Genomic DNA, 25,075 nt, shown 5'->3' on the forward strand with positions numbered 1-25,075 from the left:
TTGCGAAACTCGGCCCAAAAGAAGAACCCCCGGCTCAGGCCGGGGGTTCTTCTGGTTCCGCTGGCGTTCGGCGACGCGATTTGACTCGCTGGTCCGTAGGACTGGCGGAACCAAACGGGCGTGACGGCGTTTTTGGGCGCGCTGAAGCACCCCGGACGCTGGCGGAGCGTTTTCAGGCGCGTTGGAGCGTCCGGGGTGCTGGTGGTGCTTGATGAGTTGCGTGAGGCTCCGTACCGGCCTACGTCCGCGGCATCGGTACGAGCTTCACCGGGTCGGGGTTGCGCTTGTAGTTGGAGCGTCCGAGCCGGTCGCGTCGGCGCTGCAGGCGTTCGTGCTTCTGCTTGCGCGGCTGAGGCGGCCGCCCTTCTTGGGCGCGCTTGTCGAGGATGTAGAGCTCATGTTCGAACTGGATGATGCGTTTCATGTTCGTGGCGACCATGAGGAGCGCGAACGCGAACTGCTGAGCGGCCATGCCACGCATGGGTCGGTGCGATGACTTGTCGAGCTCGATGTCGTCCTTGACGGTGTCGTTCAGGCTCTCCATCGCGTTCCTCCCGACACGGTAGGTGCGGAACCAGTCCTTGCTGTGCCAGCGGAGCTTCTGCCGGTTCTTGACGTTGTCGCTCGACTTCACCGTGATGGTGTTCTGGCAGCAGACTCGGTTATCTTCGGCGAGTTGCGGCATGTCCCGCTCGTAGATGCGGGGCCGGTCGGCCTCCTCGGACGGCTTGGCTTTGGCGTGGAGTTCCCGCAGCGGGCAGTCGACGGTCGGTGACGGGCCGAGGGCCGGGCAGGAGAACCGCATCTTCGACCCGTCTTTTGCACGGTCGTGCAGGTGCAGTTCGTAGTCCTCGCGTGTGCGGAGGTTCTTCCAGTGCTGCTCTTCGGTGATGGAGCCTTCGTCGAAGTCTTTGCCGGTCTCAAGGAGGTCCTTCGGTGTACCGGCGCAGAAGTAGCGGTCGTCGGCGAAGGGGGCACCGCCGACACCGTTGCTGATGCCGAGTTGCGAGTTGTGCTTTCCTCCGATGTAGTCCTTCACGACGTCGATGTTTCGGTCGGCGAGGGGCTGGTGGAACTTCTCGGCGGTGAGCCCGCTGTAGCCGCGGTCAAAGACGAGGCGGGTGATGTCGTATCCACGGTCGAGGAGCGAGTCCACGAGGGCGATGGTGTGCTCACCAACGCGCTTATTCGGTGTGCCGAGGCTCGCCGCGCGAACCAGCTGTGGGGGAGCGCCTTCGTGGTCTCCGGTGGGGTCCTCGTGGACGTCGATGATGATGTTCGCCATGAACACCATCTCCCAGTCGGAAGCCTTGATGGTTCCCCCTTCTGCTGCGGCGTCGCGGTTCTTGCGGCTCTTCTTCCGAGGGAAGAGGTCCGCTTCGAGCTCGAGGACTGGTTTGTCGACTTCCTTGCCGGTGTAGTGGTTGGCCATCGGCAGTTCCTGCTTGGTGTACTTGTCGCGTTGCCATCTGGACTGCTGGCTCCCGGCACGCATCGTCGTCTGGTCGACCGACAACGCGGTCCGCTTGCGCCGCCACTTCCGGGGCTGCTGCATCAGCGTCATCTCGATGAGCGCGTTGGTGAACCACTCGCCGCGGGCGCGCATCACGTCGACGTGGTCGAGGTCGAGGTTCTTCTCCCACTTGGTTCGTTCGGCGTGTGTCATCGACGCCCACCGCTTCCGGTCCCAGCCGTCGAAGGTGTCGATGAGTCGGTGTACGGCGCGGAAGGCGAGGAAGTACCAGTCGCGGTACTTCCCGTCGTAGAGGTGGCTGATGCCGAGGACTTCGCGTGCTTCCGGGGTGAGTCGCGATTCGAGCACACGACCCATGTCGCGGACGCGGACGGTCGAGTTTTCGATGACGAGGATGAGCGCGATGACGAGGATGACCGTGTCGTCGATGTGCGCCTTCCGGCCTCCGGGTGCCGAACCTGCTGCGGCGCGGTCGTCGGCCCGCCACCGTTGGATGGCGGGCACGACCTTCGACATGTGCACGCGGCTGAGCCAGGTCAGGACGAGGTCGGCGTCGATGAGGCTCTGCGCGCCACTGCCGGCTCTGACCTCCCGGTCGGTGACCGCGTCGCCGGACGGGACCCGTTGCGGTGGGAGGCTCGCGGCGACCTGTGTGTCCCAGGCGTTCATGTCGTCGATTGCGCTCATCGGTTGTCACCGGTACCGAGGAACTGGGACGCGTCCGCCCCGCGCTTGCGAGAGTTTGCGCTTTCGGCGGGCGCCCGGAGTGCGGTGTCGTACTGGTCGACGCTGTCCAGCGCGACCGCGTCGAGGTAGCGCTGCAGTGAGTTGAGGCCGCCGCCGGCCACTGCCAGCACAACCGGGATGGGGAACCGGCTGACGATATCGAGCATCCAAGTGTCGCGGAGCCGCTGGAGGTTCGGCGCCGGATGCCCGCCCATATAGACGCTCCGGAACGCCGTGTGGCGCCCCTTGCCGGTGTTCGTCGGGTACAGCAGCAGCTCACCGTCGACAAACGTGTCGAGGTACTGGTCGAGGTAGTGCGCCCAGTCGGTCCGGACGGGCACGGTGCGTGCGCTGTTCCGGCCGGTGACCCGAACGGAGATGCCGTGTGCGGTCCGGAAGGCATCCTCACCGCGCAGGTCGAGCAGTTCACCGGTGGTCAGTCCGGCGCCGCCGGCGAAGGCGAGCGCTATGTGCGCCGCACGCCGCTTCTGGCGGTTGCGGACGGTCCGTGCCCACGACTCCAGCTCCGCGAGCTCACGACGCGAGTACGGGGCGAGCGGGGCCGTCGGGCGGCCACCCACACCACCGCGGTGACGTTCGACACCGGCGACAGCGTTCGCAACACGGTAGAGCCGTGAACGCATCATCGTTCGCGTGCTCTCCGCGCCCGTTCTGCTGCGGATGAAGCGGTTCATCATCGACGGGTAGAACAGGTCATCCCTGTCCAACGGAGCGTGCTGCTCGTTCATCGCCCAGAGCACGTACTGTCCGACAGTCGAGACGAGTTCGATAGCGATTCGAGCATCGGTAGGGTCATGTGCGAGGACCGCGTCGATGACGAAGTCCCGTACGGCGAGCCAGTCCGCGGGCGCGACGTGGACGGGGCGATATCGCATCAGAGCCTCCCGCACCCGCGTGTTGTGCTCGTTTCTTGGATCAGAGTGTGCTACAGAAATGGGCGCAGGGGAAGGGCTGGCCGCTGGGGTATCGGTCTGGTTCTGCACGAACGTTGTATGCGCGGACGTCGGAACCGGCTGGTTCTTGCGAAAGAAATGCCAGATCAGAGATCACTTCGGTCGACGAGGCTCGGGCGTGTCGTGTTGGCGCGTGGCGTACCAACCTCTGACCTGACAGACCGGGACCCCTGACCTCACCCGGTATGCGCCAGATATCGAGGCGGCGGCGTGCGCACACAGACATCGTCGCGCGTGGCAGACGTCGATGTCGGGCCCGACGCTCAGCATCGTGTTCTTGGCGGGGTCAGGTCCCAGCGCCGTAGAGTCGTGGCCATGCAGAAGAAGTGCGGAATCCCCACCGCCACGGGTCCGTGCCGTAACGGTGTCCTCTGTCCAGTTCACCCTGGCAAGCAAGAGAACGCCGAGAGCTTGTGGCCTCCAGCGCTCCGGCCCGCGGAGTAGCGTCTCCGCCGCATATCGGTCGGTATGACCACACTGAGTCCTGTTGACGCGTCGCGCACATCGTGGCTGCGTATCAACGGCAACGAACTCATAGTCCGGCGCCGCCGATACGCGCATCCAATCGGTGCCTCAATCGCGGTTCATGCAATTCCGGCGGTCGCGCCGGGAGGTGTCTGGTACGACCTCTGGCGACAGGTCTGCCGGGGTGCCGCTGGTCGTCCGGTCGCTGTCGCACTCGATACCCGCGCGCCCGAACCGGGGACGCTTTCGGCCGTACTGAGCAAAGTCCTCGAGCGTCGGTTGACGAGTGTGGGCTGGTACCGCGACTGGGCGATGGTTCCGGATCTGTTTGGCTCGGAGTTCATCCTTCCCACTGGCACCTGCCCTCGTCTCGGCCTCCGAGAATTCCGGGCGTATCGCGATGTGCTTCGAGCGTGGGACTTCGGGCGCGACGGAGATCCGCTCGTGGCAGCGGGTCCCGTCCTCACGTCAAGCACGACCAACGCAGATTGGGCAGAGGACGTTCCATGGAGTTTCTACGGAGCTGTGATGGCTTCGCCGCGTCGAGCCGAGCAGATCCACGATCACCTGACGGGGTTGGGTTTCTCTTCTGACAGCTCGGACCATCTTGCCGTCGGGGGATGGCCCGGGGTCCCGCAGCTGGACGATCAACGAACGGCGTGATGCCAAAGTGTTGATCGTGGCTTCCAATCGATGACCAGAAGACGCCGGCGGCGAGGGTGGACGAGGCCTGACGCGCCGTAGGGTGTCGAAGGTCGCCGTACTTCGCGATCCATCTTGGCTCGCTTCGAACCCCCTGGGCGATGGGGAGTCCCATGACCGTGCCTCATCGTCTGTCACGGAAGACTTCGATCGCAGTGTGTTCCGGATACAGGACGATTGTCGCGTGTTGCAGTGTTCCCAATACGCCACAACAGTAGTACTCAACAAGCGAGTAGAGACACACCCATCCCGATGGACGTGCTTTGCGGTACTCGTCGACGGCGATGGGCGCGCTGTTTGGCAGGAGCTCCGGAATGAACGGGCACTGCTGCTTCGCTCACTCCTCCACGAACGGAAGCACTCGATCGAGTGCTTCCGCGGATCGTAGTCCGGCGACGCGGAGCAGTCGTTTCAGGGGCGTTCCGGCTTCGAGGTGGTGCGCGAGCCACGTCGCGCGCATCCGTCGCGCCTGGAGCTGGACCGTCGGGCCTTTCCGGGAGACGAAGTCGGTGATGAGGTTGGTGTTCCCACCTCGTTGTTCCGCGCGGAACACCCACCCGTCGGAGCCGATGAAGTCCGTCCGTTCCCGCATGCGGGTGGTCCACTCGAGGAGTAACGGCACGGTCCGCGAAGCGGCGCCGTGCACGGTGACGCTCGTCCCATCATCAGTGATGTCGGACGTGCGCGCTGCGATGATCTCCGCTCCGGTCAATCCGGCGCCGAGCCCTAACGCGAGCAGTGCACCCGCCGACGTGCGCCGCTCCATCGTCCGCTGCTGCCAAGCCCATGCGTCGAGGACAGCGAGTTCCGCCCGGACGTATGGCCTGGAGGCGTCAGCCTTCCCGAGCGCCTTGAACTTCCCTGCGGCACCGTCGCCGAGGAGCGTTTCCGACACTCGACGGAGCCGTGCACGGATGGTGTTCCGACTCGCCCGGTTGTAGGACGCAAGGTGGTGGTTGATGAACCGGCCGATATGTACCGGGTCGAACACGACGTCGTCTTCGACCGGGGCGGATGAAGTGCGAGTGAAGTGCACGAGTTGTGTGACCGCCGGATACAGCTCTCGGGCGGAGTAAACGACCTCCGGTTCGACGCGGACGATGACGCTGCGCACGTACTCCTCGATCGCTGCCCAGTCATCGGCGGGCAGCTTCGGCCGGTAAGCGCCCGCGGAGTCTTCTCTCACCGTCGCCGCTCCGTTTTGCACGCCGTGACGTCCTCGTACGAGCCGGTATGACGTGTCGTGGTGGTGGCGCCCAATACGCTGGGGCCATGGGACGTCCGATGCGGCAACTGCCGGTAGAGCTCGCCGGCGCGCCCTGGCCGGAGGTCCCCGCGACCGACCCACTCGCGGAGGTGGCGCGGCAGTTCGTCGTCAACGTCCGCGCGGCGATGAACGGCCGGAGCGTTCGGTCTGTCGCCGCCGAGGTCGGCATGGGTAACGTGACCCTGCTCACGGTGCTCGCGGGGAAGGCCTGGCCGGACTTGGCAACCATTGCGCGGCTCGAAGCGGGCCTGGACGCCGAACTGTGGCCTGGACGCGAGGCTCATTAGAGCCCCCAAACGACGGTGAGGAAGGCGCCGTTCACCCTGCGGATCTCCTCCGGCGTGCCGCCCAACGCTTCCGGCAACGACCAACGGGCCGCGGTCGTCGCGGCGAGGATCTGCATCGGGGACCACGTGGCAAGGTCGTTCGGATCCATCCGGGCCACAGGCTGCATTGGCTGCCGACGTCGCGACGCATCGCGGAAGCGGTCCCCGGCGAGCTCCTCGAGAAGCCGATCGAGAGCGCCTCGCTCGACGAGGTCGCCGAAGAAGTCCGAAACGGATTCCCACGTCTTGAGGTCGACCACCCGGAACGCTGACGCATCCGACCCGCGTCCGCTGATGGTCAACCGTCCCGCTTGCTCCCGTGCCCAGACCGCCACACCGGAGGGAATGGTTACGTTCGTCGGCCAGGAGACCCCTACTGCGGAGCGTCCGTCCGTCCGTCTCGGGTCCGATCCCCGATTGCTCATAAGAACGAGCATAGCCCCCTTGGTGGGTTCCGGGACCCTTAAGTGCCCTGCACAACCCGCTCGCGGCAGTGATCATCGCGAACGCGATCGGCACGGTCGGCGGCATCACGACCGGATCCCTCGTCGTCGGCCTCACCAGCGACGACTGCGGCCGCACAATGCCCTGTGCCACTAGCGGCACCAGGGCAATCCGTGTCGTCCTCCATCCGGAGCGCGATTGGCTCCGCTGCTGATGGGCACACTCGCCGCGTGGCGTGATGCCGCCGCCTTATCTCACTGACCGTCCCGAACAGAAAGCACGACAATGACCTCCTCCTTGCAACGCCGCGGAATCACCTTCACCTAGGGCCGCGGAGAGACGGCGCCGCGTCGTCCTGCGCGTGACGGAGGTTGGACCGATTCAGTTCAAGCTGAGTGCGCAGCTGCGCCGGCACGCGGTGGCCGAATCGGTCGAAGAGTCGGTCTAGCTGGTCGCACTCCTGGAGCCACGACGTCGGGTCGATCTCGAACAGCTGCTCGAGCTGTCGCCGTGAGACGTCGATGCCGTCGGTGTCGATCTGGTCCGGACGCGGCAGCAGGCCGATGGCGTCTACGACGCCGGCAACCTTCCCCTCAAGGCGTCGGATGATCCACTCGATGACCCGCGAGTTCTCGGCGAATCCCGGCCAGAGGAACTTGCCGCGCGCGTCCTTCCGGAACCAATTCACCTGGAAGACCTCGGGCGTGTTCCCGTTCAGGACATCCCGCATCTCAATCCAGTGCGCCCAGTAGTCGGCCATGTTGTACCCGCAGAACGGCAGCATCGCGAATGGGTCGTGGCGGAGCTCTCCGACCGTGCCCTCTGCGGCGGCGGTCTGCTCCGATGAGATCGTTGCACCCATGAAGACGCCGTGGTCCCAATCGCGGGCCTGCATTACGAGCGGCACGTTCGTTGCGCGACGCCCGCCGAAGAGGATCGCATCGACGGGCACGCCGTCTGCCGCGTCCCAGTCGTCCGCGATCGAGGGGCACTGGTCGGCTGCGACAGTGAACCGTGCGTTGGGGTGCGCCGCGGGGCGACCGGCGTTCGGCGTCCAGTCGTTGCCCTGCCAGTCGATCAGGTGCGCGGGCGCCTCATCGGTGAGACCCTCCCACCAGATGTCGCCGTCGTCTGTGAGTGCCACGTTGGTGAAGATCGCGTTCCCCCAGAGCGTGTGCACCGCGGTCGGGTTCGTGGTGTATCCGGTGCCGGGTGCGACGCCGAAGAACCCTCGTTCCGGGTTGATGGCGCGGAGGCGGCCATCGGTTCCGGGACGCATCCACGCGATGTCGTCGCCGATGGTTTCGACCTTCCAGCCGGGGATCGACGGGGTCATCATCGCGAGGTTCGTCTTGCCGCAAGCGGACGGGAACGCTGCGGCGACGTGGAACACCGCGTCCTCGGGAGTGGTCACCTTGATCAGGAGCATGTGCTCGGCGAGCCAACCGTCGTCGCGTGCCATCGCCGACGCGATGCGCAACGAGAAGCACTTCTTGCCGAGCAGCGCGTTTCCGCCGTACCCCGATCCGAACGACCAGATCTCGCGCGTCTCCGGGAAGTGCGAGATGTACTTCACCGGGTTGTGCGGCCAGGCGACGTCCGATCGGGCGATGCCACCTTCGGTCTCGAGCGGGTAGCCGACGCTGTGGAGGGCCGGGACCCACTCGGTGTCGTGGCCGATCGCCTCGAGCGCTTCGGATCCGGCGCGCGTCATCATCGCCATACTGAGCACCGCGTATGGGGAGTCGGTGACTTGGATCCCGATCTGCGAGATCGCTCCCCCGACGGGGCCCATGGAGAACGGCACGACCCACATGGTCCGACCGCGCATGCTGCCGTCGAACAGGCTGCGGAGCTCGTCCTTCATCGCCGCGGGGGCTCGCCAGTTGTTCGTCGGGCCCGCGTCGTCCCGGTCCAAGGAGCAGATGAAGGTCCGCTCCTCGACCCGTGCGACGTCCTCCGGTGCAGAGCGTGCGAGGAAGCTGTTCGGGCGGAGGTCCTCGTTCAGCCGGATAAGGGTGCCGGCGGCGACCATCTCGTCGGCGATAGCGGCTCGCTGCTGGTCGGAACCGTCGAACCATCGGATGTCGCTCGGCTGGGTGAGACCCGCGACTTCGATGACCCAGTCGGCGATGTCGGCGCGGACGTCTGCCGGGGTGATGGTGTCGGAGGGCGGGGTGATGGTCATGGGGCAGTCCTTCCGTTACGGTGCCTGACCTGAGTGAGCTTGAGCGTGTCAGCGGTGGTGGCGATGGAGGCTTCGGCGCGAGCGGGGTCGGTGGTGAGGTCGTGGCGGTGCGAGGGGATGAGGGCGTCGAGTGTCGGCTGCCAGCCGTCCCAGCGCCCGGGGAAGCACCGTCGGAGCAGGTCGAGCATGATCGCGACTGCGGTCGACGCTCCGGGTGAGGCCCCGAGCAGGCCGGCGATGCTGCCATTGCCGCCAACGACGACTTCGGTGCCGAATTGAAGGGATCCGCGGCCGCGTGAGTCGGGCTTGATGACTTGGACGCGTTGACCGGCGGTGATCAGCTCCCAGTCGTCGGCCTGCAGGTTCGGGACGAAGTCGCGGAGGGCACCGTCGCGTTTGCGCCGGCTGGCGAGGATCTCTCCTACGAGGTACTTGAGGAGGCCGGGGTTGCCGGCGGCGACTGAGAGCAGCGGGCCGAGGTTGTGTCCCCTGATCGAGCCGGGTAGGTCGGTGACGCGGCCGCCGATGAGGAACTTGGGACTGAATCCGGCGTACGGGCCGAACAGCAGGGAACGCTGGCCGTTGACGACGCGGGTGTCGAGGTGGGGAACGGACATCGGCGGGGCACCGACCGCGGCCTTGCCGTACACCTTCGCGTGGTGCTGTTCGACGATGGCGGGCGCCGTGGTCTTCAGGAACAGGCCTGAGATGGGGAATCCGCCGTACCCCCGGATCTCGGGAATTCCGGATTGCTGCAGAAGGCTGAGCGATGCCCCGCCCGCGCCGACGAACACGAACCTCGCTGAGACGCTCCGTGTTGCCTCGCCCGCCGCGCGGACCGTCACCGACCATGGACCGTGCTGCGGTCGCCGTAGACCGACTATTTTCGCGTTGGTTCGGACGACGCCGCCGCGGTGCTCGATGTCGGTCACGAGAGCCTCTGTGAGCCTCCCGAAGTCGACGTCCGTGCCGGCGGTCGACCGGGTCGCGGCGATCGGTTCGGCACCGCGTTCTTGGGTAAGCAGCGGCGCCCACTCGGCGATCTGCGCGGTGTCGGTGGTGTGCTCCATTTCCGCGAAGAGTGGACGCGTCCGCAAGATCTCGAAGCGCCGGCGCAGGTAGTCGACGTCGGCGTCGCCGCGCACGAAGGTCATGTGGGGCACGGAGTTGATGAACGTGTGGGGTTCCGGCAACGTCGCTTCCCGGACCAAGGTGGACCAGAACTCACGGCTCAGCTGGAACTGGGCGTTGATGGTGGTCGCCTTCGTGCCGTCGAGCTCGCCGTGCGGCCCCTCGGGCATGTAGTTGAGTTCGCAGAGGCCGCTGTGTCCTGTCCCGGCGTTCCGCCACGGCCCGCTGCTCTCCAGTGCGAGCTTGGGGCCGCTCTCGTAGATGTGGATGGTCCAGGTCGGCTCGAGCCGACTCAGCATCGCGCCGAGAGTGGCGCTCATCACTCCGCCGCCGATCAGGACGACGTCTGCTGTCTCGCTCACGGGTGTTCCCTTTGTTGATGCCCTGGCCGGGTGGGTCACGACCCGGCCAGGGCGGTCGGTGCTCCCGGTCAGAAAGCCTTGAGCACGGTGCTGACGTGCTCGACCCGGGGCGGTTCTGCGAAGAAGGTGTGGACGAGTGCGCGCCACGCGGCGAATCCCTCGGACTGACGGAAGTCGATCGTGTGCGCCTCGACGCTGTCCCAGCCGACGAACAACCGATATCGGTTGGGGTGTTCGACCGATCGACGCAGCTCGAACGTGCGGCATCCTGGCGCCGTCTGGAAGTGCGCGGCGGCTTCCGCAGCCGCGGCCTCGAATCGGTTCGTTGTGCCGTCGAGGATGTTGATCTCGGCGATCTCGGTGACACTCATGCTGACCGTCCCTTCGTGTCGAGGGCCTGCTCCGCATCGATCCGTCCGGTCTCGCCGGACGCGATCAGCGTCCGGGTCGCGTCCAAGGAGGCGTAGGTCCAGAGGATCCGCATCCGGTTCGTGTCCGACGCGTTTTTGAACCGGTGGGGGATGTTCGCCGGAACGAACGTGGTGTCGTGCAACGTCAACGGCGTCTCCTCGCCGTTGATGTCAACGATTGCGTCACCCTCGATGATCATTACCGACTCCACGCAGTTGTGCGTGTGCAGCCCGATGGCGGCGCCAGGCTCGAACGTCGTGACCCCGTTCAGGAACCCGGTGCCACCGCGTGCCGAGGTGACCATGGGCGTGGTGCGTGCACCGTTGCCGCGGTCGATGGTCGGGAGCTCGTCTGGTCGGAAGATGACCGGCTTCCACGAGCTGATCGACGTTGTGTCTCGCATGTCCATCACTCCGTGGCTTCGGTGACCGTAGCCGCGGCCGGCTTCGGCGCTGCGGTCGTGCCGATCGACAAGGTCTTCACGTTGACGAACTCGCGGATGCCGTTGACGCCGAGTTCACGGCCGTAGCCGGAACGCTTGATACCGCCGAACGGCAGACGCGGGTCCGACGCGACGACGCTGTTGACGAACACGGCGCCGGCGTCGATCTGCCGAGCGAGGTCCTCCGCCTTGGAGAGGTCGGCCGACCAGACCGCCGCGCCGAGCCCGAACTCGGTGTCGTTCGCCAGCTCGACGGCCTCGGTCGCGTCCTTTGCGCGGATGACGGCGGCGACCGGCCCGAAGGTCTCCTCCACGAATGCTGCATGCTTTGGGGTGACGTGGTCGATGATCGTCGCCGGGTAGTAGAACCCGGGGCCCTCCACCGGTACGCCACCGGTGACGAGGACACCGCCTGCGTCGAGGGTGCGCGTGACCTGGTCGTGCAACTCGTCACGGAGGTTCCCCCGCGCCATCGGCCCGATGTTGGTGTCGCGTTCGAATGGGTCGCCGAGCTTGAGCGCCTCGACGTTCGCTTTGAACTCCGCAACGAACTCGTCCGCAATGGACTCCTCGACGATGAACCGCTTCGCGTTCACGCACGACTGCCCGTTGTTGGTGTAGCGCGCCTTCACCGCCGCCTTCGCAGCTGCGGGGACGTCCGCGTCGGCGAGGACGATGAACGGGTCCGAGCCACCCAGCTCGAGTACCTGCTTCTTCAGCGCGGTCCCCGCCTGGCTGGCGACGATCGCCCCGACCTCGGTGGAACCGGTGAGCGTGACCGCCGCGATCCGGTCGTCAGCGATGAGTCCTGCGACCTCGGATGAGTTGATCAGCACGCTCCTGAAGAGTCCGGCCGGGGCACCCGCCTCGCGGATGACCTCCTCGACCGCGAGCGCCGCGGCGGGGACGTTGTTGGCGTGTTTGAGGATCGCGCCGTTACCGGCGGCGAGTGCGGGAGCGATGAAGCGGAAGAACTGCCAGAACGGGTAGTTCCACGGCATGATCGCGAGCACCACTCCGAGCGGCTCGTAGAGCACGCGGCTGTCCGCTGCGGACGACGCGACGGGGGTGTCGGCGAGGAACTCGGCCGCGTGGTCGGCGTAGAAGTCGAGGGTGAGCGCGCACTTCTCGATCTCCGCCTCCGCCTCGACGATGGGCTTGCCCATCTCCGCGGTGATGGTGTGGGCGTAGCGCGGCACGCCCGCACGGAGCACTGCCGCCGCGCGACGCAGCAGCGCGGACCGCTCGCCGATGGGGGTTCGTCGCCAAGCGCGCTGCGCGGTGACCGCGTCATCGAGGATGGTGTCGACCTCCGTCGCCGGAGTGTTGTCGTACGTGGCGAGCTGGGCCCCGTTGCGGGGATCCACCGAGGTGATCATGGTTCTCCTTCTAGTTCTCTGCGGACGCAGCCGTCAGAAGAGTGGGTAGGCGAGGGTCAGACCGCCGACGAGGAGCATCACGCCGGCGACGATGGCGCCGCGCCAGATGACCTTCTTGAAGTGGTCGGCGAGGTTGACGTTGGCGAGGCCGATGAGCAGCAGGAACGAGGCGACGAGCGGGCTGGACTGGTGCAGCGCCTGCCCGACCAGCGATGCGCGGGCCATCTCGACGCCGCCGATCCCGAAGTGTTCCGCGGTCTGGGCGAGGATCGGCAGGACGCCGAAGTAGAACGCGTCGTTCGTCATGATGAAGGTCAGCGGGACGGAGAGCGCGCCGGCGATGAGTGCCATGAACGGCCCCATCTGGTCGGGCACGATGCCTACGAGCCACTTCGCCATCGCGTCGACCATGCCGGTACCGTCAAGGACGCCGGTGAGCACGGATGCGGCGAAGACCATGCCGACGACGCTGATGACGCTGTCGGCGTGTGCTTTGAGCTGCTCGGACTGTTGCTTGATGCGCGGGAAGTTGATCACCAGCGCTACCGACGCGGCGATCATGAAGATCACGACCGGCTCGGTGACGTCGACCACGAGGGTAACCATGACGGCGAGCGTCAGGATCAGGTTGAACCAGATCAGCTTCGGCCGAGCGTTCGGGCGGTCGAGGATGCCCTTGACGCCGTCGAGCTCAGCGGCGAAGTTGTTGCTGATGACCACCGAGGAGCCAGTCCGCGGGGTGCCGATAGACCCGGTGGCGGTGCGCTCCGAGTAGACGGCACGGGTGAAACTGCGACCGTTGTCGGCGCCGATGATCGCCGGCTCGCCGGCGCGCGCCTTCCGGAGGAAGCCGGGAGAGGCCTGCAGTTCCAGCTTGCCGAGACGGTTCCGCTCCTGGATGCCCATGAAGTAGCCGAGCACGAGGACCGTCAGTAGACCAGCCGCGATGGCCGGCACCATCGGCACGAAGATGTCGATCGGCGAGACGTTCAGCGCCGCCGACGCGCGGGCGGTCGATCCGCCCCATGGGACGGTGTTGAGGACACCGTTCGACATCGCCGCGACCACCGTCAGGGTGACCGGGTTCATCCCAAGTCGCATGTAGATCGGCAGCAGCGCGGAGGTGACGATGATGAACGTCGTCGAACCGTCACCGTCCAGCGACACGATCGTGGTCAGCAGCGCCGTCCCGACGACCAGGCGCACCGGGTCGTCCTTGACGAACCGGAGGATGAGACGGATCAGCGGGTCGAACAGCCCAACATCGATCATGGTGCCGAAGAAGATGATGGCGAAGAACAGCAGACCGGCGGTCGGCGCCAGCTTCAGCAGCGACTCGATGACCATGTCACCCATGTCGAGGCCGTGGCCGGCGAAGAGTCCGAAGACGATCGGAACGATGATGAGCGCCGCGATTGGCGTCATCCGTTTGGCCATCACCAGGACCATGAAGACGGCGATCATGCAGAAGCCGAGTATCACGAGCATCGTTGCTCCCTTGCTCAGGACGAACCAGAACGCCGCCATGCGCGACGTGTGAACAGTATGCACACAGGTATACCTGACGGCAAACGTAGACTGGTTGGTATGAGCGACATGCAGATGGTTCCGGCATCGCAGGCCGTCGAGTTGAACGGCGTCCGGATGGGCAAGACCGAGCGGGTCTACGAGCAGCTCAAGCACGACATCCAGAACGGCACCTTCCGACCCGGGCAGATCCTGCCCGAGGTGATGCTCGTGGAACACACGGGCATGTCGCGGACGCCGGTACGGGAGGCACTCCGACGCCTCGCCGCGGACGGCCTCGTCGAGATCCAGCCACGTCGCGCCCCGATGGTGACCAGGCTCTCGCTGGCGGGCGCACGGGCGCTGTTCGACTTCCGGCGGATCCTCGAACCGGCGGCGATGCGCGAGGTCGTAGGGCGTGCAACACGCGAGCCCCGCATCGGACATCTCTTCGCCGGCATCGCCGCGGACTTCGAGGACCTCAGTATCCAGGAGTACTCCGAGGCCTTCGCGGACCGGTTCTCGGAACTGACGGCACGGTTCGACGACAACGTGGTGGAGCTGACGCCGAACGAGTACCTCTCGCAGGCGATCCACGAACTTCGCCCGCACACCGCACGCCTGCGGCACATCGCGCATCAGGACATCGGCCGGCTGTCGGAGTCGATCCGGGAACACATCGAGATGTGCAGGGCGATTGAGTCGGGCGACGCCGAACGGGCGGCCGCCGCATGCACCCACCACCTCTTCCACGTCGACCAAGCCATCTTCAACGCGCTCCTGGCATCCTCTCGGATGGACCAAGCGATCGTCGACCTCTGACCTGAGCAACCAGCCGATCGGCCAGTCTTCGGTGGCGCCGGCGTCGGCGCTACCGCTCCGCGACGATCCGTGGGCCACGCGTGACGATCTGCGTGCCGGGGGCGATTGTCTCGTCGACCGCGCGTCGCCACGCGGCGTAGTGCGGCGCCGACCGATGCGCGACCGTGAACGCCTCCTCGTCGTCGTACACCTCGTAAAAGCCGTAGCGACGACCAGGCTCCAGCTCGACGACGTCGAACGACGAGCACCCGGGTTCGTCAGCGACGGTCGCGGCGGCGTTCGCCTTGATCGCCTCCAAGAACGCGTTCTCTCGCCCCGGAACGACCTCGACGGTGACCCAAACGCTGTACATACTTCCTCCTTAGTCCGAACGGGTATACCTTAGGGTGTACAGGACCGAGCGACGTCGCTCGTGATCGAAAGGCTTACACCCATGGTTGGACCAACCATCACCCGGAATCGTGTCAGCGCAGACGTACTCGAGGCGTTCGCGGCTGACGTCCTTCGCCGCTCCGACGTCGCAGCGGCCGACGCGGCGCTCATCGCGAACAGCTTGCTCCAGGCCGACCTGTGGGGGCACCAGTCGCACGGGCTGCTGCGCCTGCCGTGGTACGTGGCGCGGATCCGCTCCGGCGCGATGCGTGCCGACGCCCGACCGGAGACGCTGATCGACACGGGCTCCTTGCTCCTCCTCGACGGGCACGACGGCATCGGCCAGGTGCTCACGGAGCATGCTCGGGTCGAAGCCGTGCAGCGCGCTCGTGAGCACGGGATCGGCGCGGTCGGGGTGCGGAACTCGAACCACTTCGGTACCGCGATGTACTACACCCGCCGCGCCGCAGCGGACGGATGCGTCTCGATCCTCACCACGAATGCCTCCCCGGCGATGGCGCCGTGGGGTGGCCGCGAGAAGGCCGTGGGGACGAACCCGTGGTCGATCGCCGCCCCATGGGAGGACAAGGTCGTCGCGTTGGACATCGCGAACACCGCGGTCGCCCGCGGGAAGATCTACCTCGCCCGGCAGAAGGAGCAGCCGATCCCCGAGAACTGGGCGCTGACCGAGGACGGCCACTCCACGACGGATGCCGCCGAGGCCGTCCACGGTGTGATCCTGCCGATGGCCGGACACAAAGGGTATGCGATCAGCTTCATGATGGACGTCTTGTCCGGGGCGCTCACTGGATCGGCGGTCGGGAAGAGCGTCCACGGGCCGTATGAACCGACCGCTCGCAGTGGTGCCGGCCACCTGTTCCTCGCCATCGACGTGAACGCGCTCGGCGACGCCGATGGCTTCGCGGAGCGCGTTGGGCAGATGATCGACGAGGTCAAATCGACGCCGCTCGCAGTCGGGTACGACGAGATTTTCTATCCCGGCGAGATCGAGGATCGTACTGCGGCCGCGAACATCGCCGCCGGCGGTGTCGAGCTCCCCGAGAACACGTGGGAAGACCTCGAGAAGCTCGCGGCGGAGACCGGCGCCGCGCTGCCCTGACCCGACCTGTCGCGGCAACAGACGTTCAAAGGAGAACACAGTGAGCACCCAGGACCCAGGTCTGCACACCCGCCATTGGCGACGCGCGGAAGCCCTTGCTGAAGGCCTAATCCCGACGATCGGCGCGCTACACCGCGACCAGGGCGTGGTGCTGAACGTTCACGGCCGGTCGCTCGTGCACAAGTCCGCGATCGACATCCTCAAGGCGCACCGCTTCGCCCGTCACACCGACGAGCGTGTGCTGGCGCTGGCGGAGTCGATGCCGATCATCGCCGCCGTCGCACAGCTGAAGCCCCGCCAGGTATCGGTGGACGTCGGCCAGCTTGCTTACGACTACTACCGGCACCGCGCCGGCGGCGGCAAGAAGACCGCCGCCGAGTTCCTCCGCGACGACACCGACCTGCTGGCCGCACACGCCGAGGGGGGCGCCCGCGACATCGTCCTCTACGGCTTCGGTCGCATCGGTCGGCTCGTCGCGAGGCTGCTCATCGAGCACGACTCCGGCGCCCGTGGCTCCCGCTTACGTGCGATCGTGCTGCGCCCCGGCTCGGCCGGTGATCTCCGCAAGCGCGCCAGCCTGCTCCGTCGTGACTCCGTGCACGGCGCCTTCGATGGCACGATCTCGATCGACGAGGACGCGCAGACGATCACCGCCAACGGCACCGTCATCCAGGTGATCTACGCCAGCGACCCGGCGGAGATCGACTACACGGTGTTCGGCATCGACCGTGCGATCGTCATCGACAACACGGGGAAGTGGCGAGACCGGGACGGCCTCGAACAGCACCTCCGCGCGCAGGGCGTCGATCGTGTGATCCTCACCGCGCCCGGCAAGGGAGACCTGCAGAACGTCGTCTTCGGTATCAATCACCACGTCATCACCGACGACGACCGGATCGTCACGGCTGCCTCGTGCACGACGAACGCCATCACCCCGGTCCTCAAGGTGCTCCACGACGAGTACGGGGTCGTGTCGGGTCACGTCGAGACGGTGCACTCGTTCACCAACGACCAGAACCTCACAGACAACTTCCACAAGGGCGACCGCCGTGGTCGAGCGGCGACGCTGAACATGGTGCTCACCGCGACCGGTGCCGCGAGCGCGGTCGCGAAGGCACTCCCAGAACTCGCCGGCAAACTGACCGGCAATGCCATCCGCGTGCCGACGCCCGATGTCTCCCTCGCGGTGCTGAACCTGCAGTTCGATCGGGACGTCACGCGCACGGCACTCAACCACCACCTTCGCATGGCCTCACTCGCGTCTCCGCTGCGCCGTCAGATCGACTACGTCGAGTCGCCGGAAGCCGTGTCTACCGACATGCTGGGCTCGCGGCACGCCGGCGTCGTCGACGGGCTGGCGACGATAGCCCCCGGCGGTCGCTCCGCCGTCGTGTACGTCTGGTACGACAACGAGTTCGGCTACAGCGCTCAGGTCGTCCGACTGGCCGAGTACATCGCCGGTTCGAACTTGCGCTCGGTCACCGTCAGCGTCGCTGCGGAGCCCGAAGTGGAGCTCACCACCGCGTGAGCGCGCGAGGTCAACACGAAGGCCGCACGGGAACCGTGCGGCCTTCGCTAGGTCTTGTCAGTTGTGGCGGATCATGCTGTTCCGGACGTGACGTAGCACCCGCTGGGCCTTGACGATGTCTGACGCTGCCAACAGGCGTGCCGGGCGACCGACGGACGGGAGGCGCTGGTCGGGCCGGACCTTTTCCTCCCGTCCGCTGCATCTCTGGTATCCGCCGTCCTCGGACCGCGCCAGCAGGCGCTGACAGAGCGCGTCAGATGAAGCTGCCGGCAACTCGGATGGGTGTGGTGTTTACCGTATCGCTGTGCGACTCGGCGAAGAAGAGCGTTCCGGGGTCCGGCCGGTAGGCGACGCGTGTGGTGTGGTGATTCTGGGGACGAGATCGCCGAGCTTGTCGAAGATCCAGACGCAGACGCAGACGTCGTGCGCTGGACGAGGCTGCCTCTGAGTTGAGGGTGATGCCGTCCGGTCCGCTCCCGCTCGTCATCTGCTCGAACAGTCCCACCTTCGGCGCCCTGCGGTCCCGGTTGAACGGCGTTCGCCAGATCGCGTTCGCGCGGGTCGCCGATTTTCTCCGAGCTGTCTGTCAAGCCCTTTGAACCGAGTTCACTCGTTGCTTGCAGCGTGCCCGGTGCGAGCTCGGAATGCTGCGACCTTGGTTCGGTTCTGGCAGCTGACGGAGCAATAGCGTTGAGTGTGGTTGCGTGTTTCGTCCACCAGGACGCGATCGCACTGGTGTGCCGCGCAGCTCCGAAGCCGGTCGGTCATCCTTGTTCCGAACAGGCTTGCCACCGCGACGACGAGTTCAGCCGACCATTCCCGCCCTGGACCGCTCCCTGGAGGGGCGAAGTGGAGATGCCAGGGCTGCGTTCCATGCTGGGTCAAGTGAGGCTGGGTCGAGACTTTCGAGAGCATCTCGTTGACAAGTCCAGCCGCCGCGGGAAGGTCGCCTGCGGCCGCGATGAACATGGCACGCCAGAGGTGCTGGCCCGTACTGAGAAGTTGCTCAACGTCGGCGGGCGCCAGAGCGTGCTGGCTGGCGGGGATAAGGGCTAGGGCGTTCCCGACTGCTTTCTGCGCTGGCTTGCCCGTCGGCGCGCGGTGGGGGCGGCCCCAAGCCGATTCGGGACCAGCGGCGTTGGCGAGGTCGATGGCCGCGGCGACCAAACCGCCGAAGTGACCAGGTTCATCCACATCGATAGTGTCCCATAGCTTCGTAACTGTCTATCGGTATAACCTCAGTTACATGACTCCCTTCCGAGACCCTGTCTTCGTGCGGTTGTGGCTGGGCAACACGGCGGCCGGTACCGCGACGGCTGCGCTCCCGGTGCTTCTTGCGCTTGCTGTACTTGGTCGCGGTGGATCTGTGACGTTGCTCGGCTTGGCCATCGCGGCGCGCACCGTGGGATACGTCGCCCTGACGCCAGTCGCGGGCGTACTCGCCGACCGCCTACCACGACGACGAATGATCCAGGCGGCTTCGATGGCCGCGGCGACGGGCACGTTCGTTCTTGCTGTGACCGTCGACGGCGCCAGCTCGCTCGTGCTTGCTGCTGCACTCTTAGCTGGCGCCGGGCAGGGCTCATACCGGCCGACGTACCAAGCTGCACTCGCCGACGTCGTCGCGGAGGGTCAGCACCAGGCAGCAAATGCGCTCTCGACGCTCGGCGCACGCGGAAGCGCCGTTCTGGCACCCGCTATCGCCGCAGGCTTGACGGCTTGGATCGGTGCTCGACCAGTACTCGCCGCGAGCTCTGCCCTCTGGCTCATTGCTCTCGCTGCCCCCGCCATGACGCCCCCTGCCCCGACCGACCGACCGGAGGCCACCGTGCGACGGACCCGAATGTTCTCGGACTTCATCCTCGGAGTGCGAGAGGCACGGCGGCACCGCTGGTTCTTCCCGGTCCTTGCGGTGCTGGCCACGCAGCTCGCCACCGGCTATGCCGCAACGTCCGTACTGCTGCCGCTGATCAGCCGAGACCGATTCGGCGGTACCGGAATGCTTGCGACTGCGCTCACATCGTTCACTGTCGGTGCCCTCCTCGGAGCACTGCTCCTGGCCAAGTGGCACCCTCGCCATCCCGGCTTGATCGCCATGCTCGGTCTGGCGCTATACGCCGGTGTGCCGCTGGCACTTGCGGTGTCGACTGAGCGTTTCCCAGTACTCGCCGCCTACGTGCTGGCCGGCATCGGCGTCGAACTGTTCAACGTCCCCTGGTACACGGCGATCCAACGAGAGGTCCCGCCACCACTTCGAGCACGTGTGTCCTCCCTCGACTTCTTGGTCTCGTACGGTCTGGCCCCGGTCGGGATCGCGCTGATCGGTCCAGCTGCCGAAGCAGTGGGACGAACACCGGTGCTCATCAGCTGCGCGGTTGTCTGCCTCGTCGGCCCGCTGGTCGCCGTCACCGACCGGAGGATCCGAAACTTTCGACGCAGCCCTCCCTCCAGGCTCACGAGTCCGGATGGTGACAGGTTCTGAACTGCAGCCGCCCGCCTGCTGATCAGGGGCCAACGGCGAGGGGCGACGTCAAAGTCCCCCACAGGCATCGAGCCCACTTATCTGTCAGGGAATGTAAGTCAGCGACGAGAGGTCGATTTTGAGCAGTGCCGCTTCCCGGGCTGGCCGTGGTCACCGCCGGCCTTCATGCGGACAAGAGTCCGATGGGGCCCATTGCGGTCTCCAGCCAGCTCCTCTGCCTTCTCGAGGAGAGCGTCGATGGGCCCCTGCGGGCACGGCCACCTGCCAGACGTATCAAAGTCCACGCCGTGGTCGACGAGCTCGCGAAGGGGCACCGAAGAGCGGCGGCATCATCGCGGCTTCCTTCGCCTCAGCGGGTGCTTCCTGGTTTGTCGGCACACCCACCAGCTCCTAATGCCCTCCGTAGGAGCGGAGTCGGAGACTGTTCGAGACGACCAGCGTTGAGGACAGCGCCATCGCGGCGGCGGCGATGAGGGGGTTGAGAAGGCCAGCCGCGGCGAGTGGGATGGCGGCGATGTTGTAGCCGAACGCCCACACGAGGTTCATCCGGATAGTACGCAGGGTTGCACGGGAGAGCTGGACTGCCTCGACGACGGCGCGAAGGTCCTCGCGGACGATGATGACGTCGGCGGCTTTCATGGCGATGTCGGTGCCCTGCACGACGGCGACGCCGAGGGTGGCGGTCGCCAGCGCGGCGGAGTCGTTGACACCGTCGCCGACCATCGCGACGTGGTGTCCGGCTGCTTGGAGCTGGGCGATCCTTTCGGCCTTCTCGTCGGGCAGGACGCGGGCGATGACCTCGTCGACGCCGACTTCCGTACCGATTGCAGTGGCCGCGGACTCTGAGTCCCCGGAGAGCAGGACGGTGCGGAGACCGAGGGCGCGCAGCTGCGCGACTGCTTCGATCGCGCCGGGACGCAGCGTGTCCTGGACGGTGAGCACTGCGCCGACCTCCCCGTCAATGGCGAGCAGCACCACGGTCGCACCGAACGCTTCGCGCTGCTCGATGACCGCGGCCACACGCTCGTCAACGGCAACGCCTGATTGCTTGAGGAGCTCGCGGCGGCCGATCACACAGTGGCGGCGGCCGATCATGCCGGCGGCGCCGAGACTGGTGTGTGCGGTGAAGTCCGACACCCGTTCCAGCGAGCCGAACCGGGTGTGGGCTGCGATGGTGATCGCCGTGCCGATTGGATGCTCAGACGCTGCTTCGAGGGCGCCAGCGAGTGTCAGGGCGGTGTCGGCGTCGGTGGTGAAGGTGTCGATGGCGGTGAGGGTCATCCGCCCAGTGGTGAGGGTGCCGGTCTTGTCGAGGACGACGGTGTCGATGCGGCCGCTGGCTTCGAGCGCGTCAGGACCCTTGATGAGGACACCGAGCTGCCCGCCACGGCCGACGCCGACCATGAGCGCTGTCGGGGTCGCCAGACCGAGCGCACAGGGGCAGGCAATGATGAGGACCGCGACGCCGTTCGCGATCGCGGTACCGGCCTCGGCGCCGCTGATGAGCCAGCCGACGGCGACGAGGATCGCGATGCCGATCACGACGGGCACGAACACGCTCGTGACGCGGTCGACGGTGCGCTGCACGGCGGCCTTGCGGCGTTGGGCGTCGTCGGCGACGGCGGCCATCTGCGCCAGCCGGGTGCGAGTGCCGACCGCGTCGGCGCGGATGATCAGCCGGCCACCCTGCACGAGGGTGCCGCCGATGACAGCGGTGCCGGCGGTGGCTTCGACGGGCACGGACTCACCGGTCATCGCGGAGACGTCAAGCGTCGCGTCGCCGTCGGAGACGGTGCCGTCGACGGGGATGCGGCCGCCGGGGCGGACGACGACGAGGTTCCCGACTCGGACGGCGCTGAGCGGGACGGTCTTCTCCTCCCCGTCCGTGAGGAGTTGCGCTTCGGTGACGCCGAGGTCGCCGATGGCTTCGAGGACGTCGGCGGCGCGGCGGCGGCTGCGGCTTTCGAAGTAGCGGCCGGCGAGCTGGAAGGTGACCATGCCAGCGGCGACGTCGAGGTAGATCGAGTCCGCCCCGGCGGGGGTCTTTCCGAAGCCGAGCCAGTACCCGGGGGCGGTGGCGGGGTCGACGAGAAGTGTCCAGAGCGCCCATCCGAAGGACACGACGACGCCGAGGGAGACGAGGGTGTCCATGCTGGTGCTGCGGTGCCGCAGCCCGCGGAGTGTGGCCTTGTGGAATGGCCACGCTGCCCAGGTGACGATGGGGACGGCGAGGAGGACGCAAAGTGCCTGCCAGCCGGGGAACCGCCAAGCAGGAACGAGCGCCAGGATGATGGTGATGTCGCACAGCGGGATCGTGAACAGCGCCGCGACGGCGAGGCGGAGGCGGAGGGTCGAGGTGCGGGTCTCGGCGGCGCGGGCACTCCAGGCATCATCGCCTGGAGTGTGGACGGCGGCGGTGTAGCCGGCGCGTTCAACTTGAGCGATGGCGCTCGCGGCGTCATCGGGTCCGAGACCTGTGACGGTGGCGCGTTCCGTGGCGAAGTTCACCGACGCGGTGACGCCGTCGAGCTTGCCGAGCTTGCGTTCGATGGCGTTCGCGCAGGCGGAACACGTCATCCCGCCGATGTCGAGCTCAAGCCGCTGCTCGAGCGGCTGCTCGATGCGAGAGGGGGTGGTGGTTGTCACAGGTGCTTCCGATGATCGGTGACGGTCAGGGTCGGCCGGTCGCCTACGCCTGCCCGATCGGTGGTCTGGTGCTCGCCCGGCGCGGATACTTCGCGCGGCTGCGCTACGGCCGTACCGGTGTCGCGGGTGGTGAGTTTGCCGAGCATGGCGTTGTACTGCTCGTAGTCGTCGTCCAAGCCCCGGTCGGCGTGCCGATCGATGCGCTTGGCCTGACGGGAGTCCTGCTTCGCCCACTGGGTGACGAGGGCGATGACGACGACGATCAGCGGCAGCTCTCCGGCGGCCCACGCGACGCCGCCGGCAACGTACTGGTCGTGGGCGAGGCTGCCGATCCACGGGATGTCGAGGTACTGGAAGTAGGTGCCCGCAAGGAGGTCGGTACTGGTCATGACGACGACGCCGAAGAACGCGTGGAAGGGCATCGCCGCGAGGACGAGGCCAAGCTTGCCGATATGTGGCAGGGGTCGGGGTGGTGCGTCGATGCCGATGATGAGGGCGTAGAAGACGTATCCGATGGCGAGGTAGTGCAGTGTCATCGCCTGGTGCGCCCAGTGGTACCGCATGGCCCAGTCGAAGAATGGGGTGAGGTAGATGGCGTAGTAGGAGCCCACGAACACGGCGAGGACGTACATCGGGTTGTAGGTGACGCGCAGCAGCTTCGAATGCGTCAGCGCCACAAGCCACTCATGGGGCCCAGCGAACCCGTCGCGGCGGTGGGCGGTGGTGGCGCGGAGGAACAGGGTGATTGGGCCGCCGAGGACCAGCAGCAGCGGGCAGAGCATGTTGAGGCTCATGTGCAGGCCCATGTGGACAGCGAACGACGCCGACGAGTACGGGCCGACGCCGGATGACGTGGTGATGATGACTGAGACCCAGCCGAGCATCCACGCGCTTGTACGTCCGTGCGACCAGTGGTCGCCGCGTCTTCGGAGTCGGATGACGGCCGCTGCGTACGAGGCGATCCCAGCAATGGCGATGACCAGGAACAGGATGTTCACCCGGCCCGAGGTCCACAGCGTGATCGGGGTGAGGGGGGTGTTGACCAGGTAGCCGAGGAAGAGCTGCTGCCCGTCGGTGGGTACGAAGTACACCGGTGGTGGGATGCGCGCCATGACGACGCCGATCCCAGTCGCGATCGGGAGCACTGACAGGAGAACGGCCGGCGCAGTGCGGGTGGCGAACCAGGCTCGGCGGAGCAGGATCGGTCCGGCGACGGCGGCGACGAGGAGGATCTGAACGGCGAACAGGATCCCCGTCGGCGCTGCCCACGGCAGTGTGCCGGCGAGTTCAACGGCGGCGACGATGACCGACCCAAGAGTCCAGGTGATCCACGCGGTGAGCGCGAGAACGCGGTACCGACGGAGAGTCGTGGCGCCGGGCCGGCTCCTGCGCCAGCGACGGGCAAGGGCGGCGGTGGCGCCGATCCAGATACCGATGGCTGAGGTGGCGAACATGGCGGCGTCTCCGCCGAAGTCGTGGTTCGGGCCGACGAGGACCTGGGTGACGAGGACCGGTGCGAGGAGCCCGATCGTGCCGATGCCGGCGAGGAGGAGGGTGCTGACCCAGCTGTGGACGAGGTAGGCGGCGACGAGGATCGTCACCGCGATGCAGGCGACGACGATCCATGCGCCGGGAAGGTAGCTGGCCTGCACGAGGTAGCCGATCGCGCCCGGGGTGAGGAGCTTCGTCAGCGGCTGTCCGTTGGCGTCGGCGGCGTCGACCGGGATGAGCAGCACTGCGGCGGCCATCCATACGGTCGCCGAGGGCCGGACGATCGCGAGATCGCGGTGGTTGTCGATGAGTGTGCGGGAGCGGCGCGGCGTGAGGCACGCGGCGGCGGCGAGGCCTCCGACTGTGAGGCCGCCGGTGATGTCGGCGGTGAGGCGGAGCAGGGCGCTCAGCATCGAAGTGAGCATGCCCGGGTAGCCGCGGCTCAGCCGGTCGTATGACGAGGACCCGAGCATCTCGACCGCAACCACGACGACGGCGACCGCGATGATCGCGCCGACCCATGGCAACGCGCGCGCCACCGTGCCCGATCGTTCCGCGGCGACGACTGCCGGCGGTCGGTCAAGGGTGGCTGCGGTGGTGTCAGACACTGGCGAGCTCGTAGCCTGCCTCGTCGACAGCTTCGGCGACTGCGGCGGCATCCGGCTGGGAGGGTGAGGTGATGATGACGAGGCCGGTTGCGGCGTCCGCGGTGACTGATTCGATGCCGGCGATAGCTTCGAGTTCGCCGGTGACGCGGCGTTCGCAGTGCTCGCAGGTCATCCCGACGACGTGGTACTCGAATCGCTCCATACCCGCA

At 66.7% G+C, this 25,075-nt stretch carries 20 protein-coding genes; 5 read left to right on the forward strand and 15 right to left on the reverse strand.

Translation table 11 applies throughout. From position 1 onward, the window contains the following. Positions 1-238: 238 nt before the first annotated feature. The 3 genes from BIU90_RS16440 to BIU90_RS16450 form a co-directional block, all read right to left on the reverse strand. The gene (locus BIU90_RS16440; protein WP_139195330.1) at positions 239-2,161 is read right to left on the reverse strand and encodes a hypothetical protein; all 1,923 of its coding nucleotides are present in this window, start codon (positions 2,159-2,161) and stop codon (positions 239-241) included. Then, complete coding sequence (locus tag BIU90_RS16445; RefSeq protein ID WP_139195331.1) at positions 2,158-3,204, reverse strand: hypothetical protein; 1,047 nt, start codon at positions 3,202-3,204, stop codon at positions 2,158-2,160. Before BIU90_RS16445 ends, BIU90_RS16440 begins: the two co-directional genes overlap by 4 nt. A 1,474-nt stretch (positions 3,205-4,678) precedes the next feature. Continuing rightward, on the reverse strand, positions 4,679-5,548 hold the full coding sequence (locus BIU90_RS16450; RefSeq protein WP_139195332.1) for a hypothetical protein: 870 nt from the start codon (positions 5,546-5,548) through the stop codon (positions 4,679-4,681). Between the two features lie 65 nt (positions 5,549-5,613). Here BIU90_RS16450 and BIU90_RS16455 point away from each other — a divergent pair, with 65 nt between their 5' ends. Continuing rightward, on the forward strand, positions 5,614-5,895 hold the full coding sequence (locus tag BIU90_RS16455; protein ID WP_139195333.1) for an XRE family transcriptional regulator: 282 nt from the start codon (positions 5,614-5,616) through the stop codon (positions 5,893-5,895). Here the strand turns inward: BIU90_RS16455 and BIU90_RS16460 are convergent. From BIU90_RS16460 to BIU90_RS16490, 7 genes are all read right to left on the reverse strand, one after another. Continuing rightward, positions 5,892-6,194 carry a hypothetical protein gene (locus BIU90_RS16460; protein ID WP_139195334.1) on the reverse strand — a complete coding sequence of 101 codons (303 nt, stop codon included), beginning with the start codon at positions 6,192-6,194 and terminating at the stop codon, positions 5,892-5,894. The two genes, BIU90_RS16455 and BIU90_RS16460, sit on opposite strands and share 4 nt — an antisense overlap. A 503-nt stretch (positions 6,195-6,697) precedes the next feature. Further along, the gene (locus BIU90_RS16465) at positions 6,698-8,566 is read right to left on the reverse strand and encodes a phosphoenolpyruvate carboxykinase (GTP) (RefSeq protein ID WP_071301316.1); all 1,869 of its coding nucleotides are present in this window, start codon (positions 8,564-8,566) and stop codon (positions 6,698-6,700) included. Next, positions 8,563-10,059, reverse strand: coding sequence for a malate dehydrogenase (quinone) (mqo, locus tag BIU90_RS16470; RefSeq protein WP_302847401.1), 1,497 nt, complete (start codon positions 10,057-10,059; stop codon positions 8,563-8,565). The genes BIU90_RS16465 and mqo overlap by 4 nt, the downstream gene beginning before the upstream one ends. A gap of 68 nt (positions 10,060-10,127) precedes the next feature. After that, positions 10,128-10,430: an antibiotic biosynthesis monooxygenase gene (locus BIU90_RS16475; protein ID WP_071282713.1), complete on the reverse strand. Its 303-nt coding sequence runs from the start codon at positions 10,428-10,430 to the stop codon at positions 10,128-10,130. Next, a complete protein-coding gene (locus tag BIU90_RS16480; RefSeq protein ID WP_071301506.1) occupies positions 10,427-10,873 on the reverse strand; it encodes a cupin domain-containing protein in 447 nt (148 codons plus the stop codon). Before BIU90_RS16480 ends, BIU90_RS16475 begins: the two co-directional genes overlap by 4 nt. A 5-nt stretch (positions 10,874-10,878) precedes the next feature. Then, complete coding sequence (locus tag BIU90_RS16485) at positions 10,879-12,291, reverse strand: NAD-dependent succinate-semialdehyde dehydrogenase (protein WP_071301317.1); 1,413 nt, start codon at positions 12,289-12,291, stop codon at positions 10,879-10,881. 33 nt (positions 12,292-12,324) lie between these two features. After that, entirely contained in the window at positions 12,325-14,037 is a 1,713-nt protein-coding gene (locus BIU90_RS16490; protein WP_254787092.1) for a CitMHS family transporter, read from the reverse strand. Here BIU90_RS16490 and BIU90_RS16495 point away from each other — a divergent pair. Continuing rightward, the gene (locus tag BIU90_RS16495; protein ID WP_083393910.1) at positions 13,936-14,619 is read left to right on the forward strand and encodes a GntR family transcriptional regulator; all 684 of its coding nucleotides are present in this window, start codon (positions 13,936-13,938) and stop codon (positions 14,617-14,619) included. The genes BIU90_RS16490 and BIU90_RS16495 overlap by 102 nt on opposite strands. A gap of 49 nt (positions 14,620-14,668) precedes the next feature. On the opposite strand, the gene BIU90_RS16500 is transcribed toward BIU90_RS16495, so the two are convergent. After that, positions 14,669-14,971 (reverse strand): putative quinol monooxygenase, encoded by a 303-nt coding sequence (locus BIU90_RS16500; protein ID WP_071246394.1) that lies wholly within the window; start codon positions 14,969-14,971, stop codon positions 14,669-14,671. Between the two features lie 81 nt (positions 14,972-15,052). On the opposite strand from BIU90_RS16500, the gene BIU90_RS16505 reads away from it, so the two are divergent. Continuing rightward, entirely contained in the window at positions 15,053-16,111 is a 1,059-nt protein-coding gene (locus BIU90_RS16505; protein WP_083393906.1) for an Ldh family oxidoreductase, read from the forward strand. Positions 16,112-16,151: 40 nt separating this feature from the next. Continuing rightward, entirely contained in the window at positions 16,152-17,639 is a 1,488-nt protein-coding gene (locus BIU90_RS16510; protein ID WP_083394912.1) for a glyceraldehyde-3-phosphate dehydrogenase, read from the forward strand. Between the two features lie 606 nt (positions 17,640-18,245). Here the strand turns inward: BIU90_RS16510 and BIU90_RS19255 are convergent. Next, complete coding sequence (locus tag BIU90_RS19255; protein ID WP_083404034.1) at positions 18,246-18,833, reverse strand: CGNR zinc finger domain-containing protein; 588 nt, start codon at positions 18,831-18,833, stop codon at positions 18,246-18,248. 52 nt (positions 18,834-18,885) lie between these two features. On the opposite strand from BIU90_RS19255, the gene BIU90_RS16515 reads away from it, so the two are divergent. Then, positions 18,886-20,121, forward strand: coding sequence for an MFS transporter (locus tag BIU90_RS16515; RefSeq protein WP_071301508.1), 1,236 nt, complete (start codon positions 18,886-18,888; stop codon positions 20,119-20,121). Positions 20,122-20,511: 390 nt separating this feature from the next. Here BIU90_RS16515 and BIU90_RS16520 read toward each other — a convergent pair whose 3' ends face one another. From BIU90_RS16520 to BIU90_RS16530, 3 genes are read right to left on the reverse strand one after another with little or no spacing between them, the layout of a single operon-like run. Next, positions 20,512-22,767 carry a cation-translocating P-type ATPase gene (locus BIU90_RS16520; protein ID WP_139195335.1) on the reverse strand — a complete coding sequence of 752 codons (2,256 nt, stop codon included), beginning with the start codon at positions 22,765-22,767 and terminating at the stop codon, positions 20,512-20,514. Then, entirely contained in the window at positions 22,764-24,866 is a 2,103-nt protein-coding gene (locus BIU90_RS16525) for a cytochrome c oxidase assembly protein (protein ID WP_175470239.1), read from the reverse strand. The genes BIU90_RS16520 and BIU90_RS16525 overlap by 4 nt, the downstream gene beginning before the upstream one ends. Then, on the reverse strand, positions 24,859-25,068 hold the full coding sequence (locus tag BIU90_RS16530; protein ID WP_071301319.1) for a heavy-metal-associated domain-containing protein: 210 nt from the start codon (positions 25,066-25,068) through the stop codon (positions 24,859-24,861). The genes BIU90_RS16525 and BIU90_RS16530 overlap by 8 nt, the downstream gene beginning before the upstream one ends. Between the last annotated feature and the right edge of the window lie 7 nt (positions 25,069-25,075).

The sequence above is a fragment of the Curtobacterium sp. MCBA15_001 genome (genome assembly GCF_001864835.1).
GTDB lineage: Bacteria > Actinomycetota > Actinomycetes > Actinomycetales > Microbacteriaceae > Curtobacterium.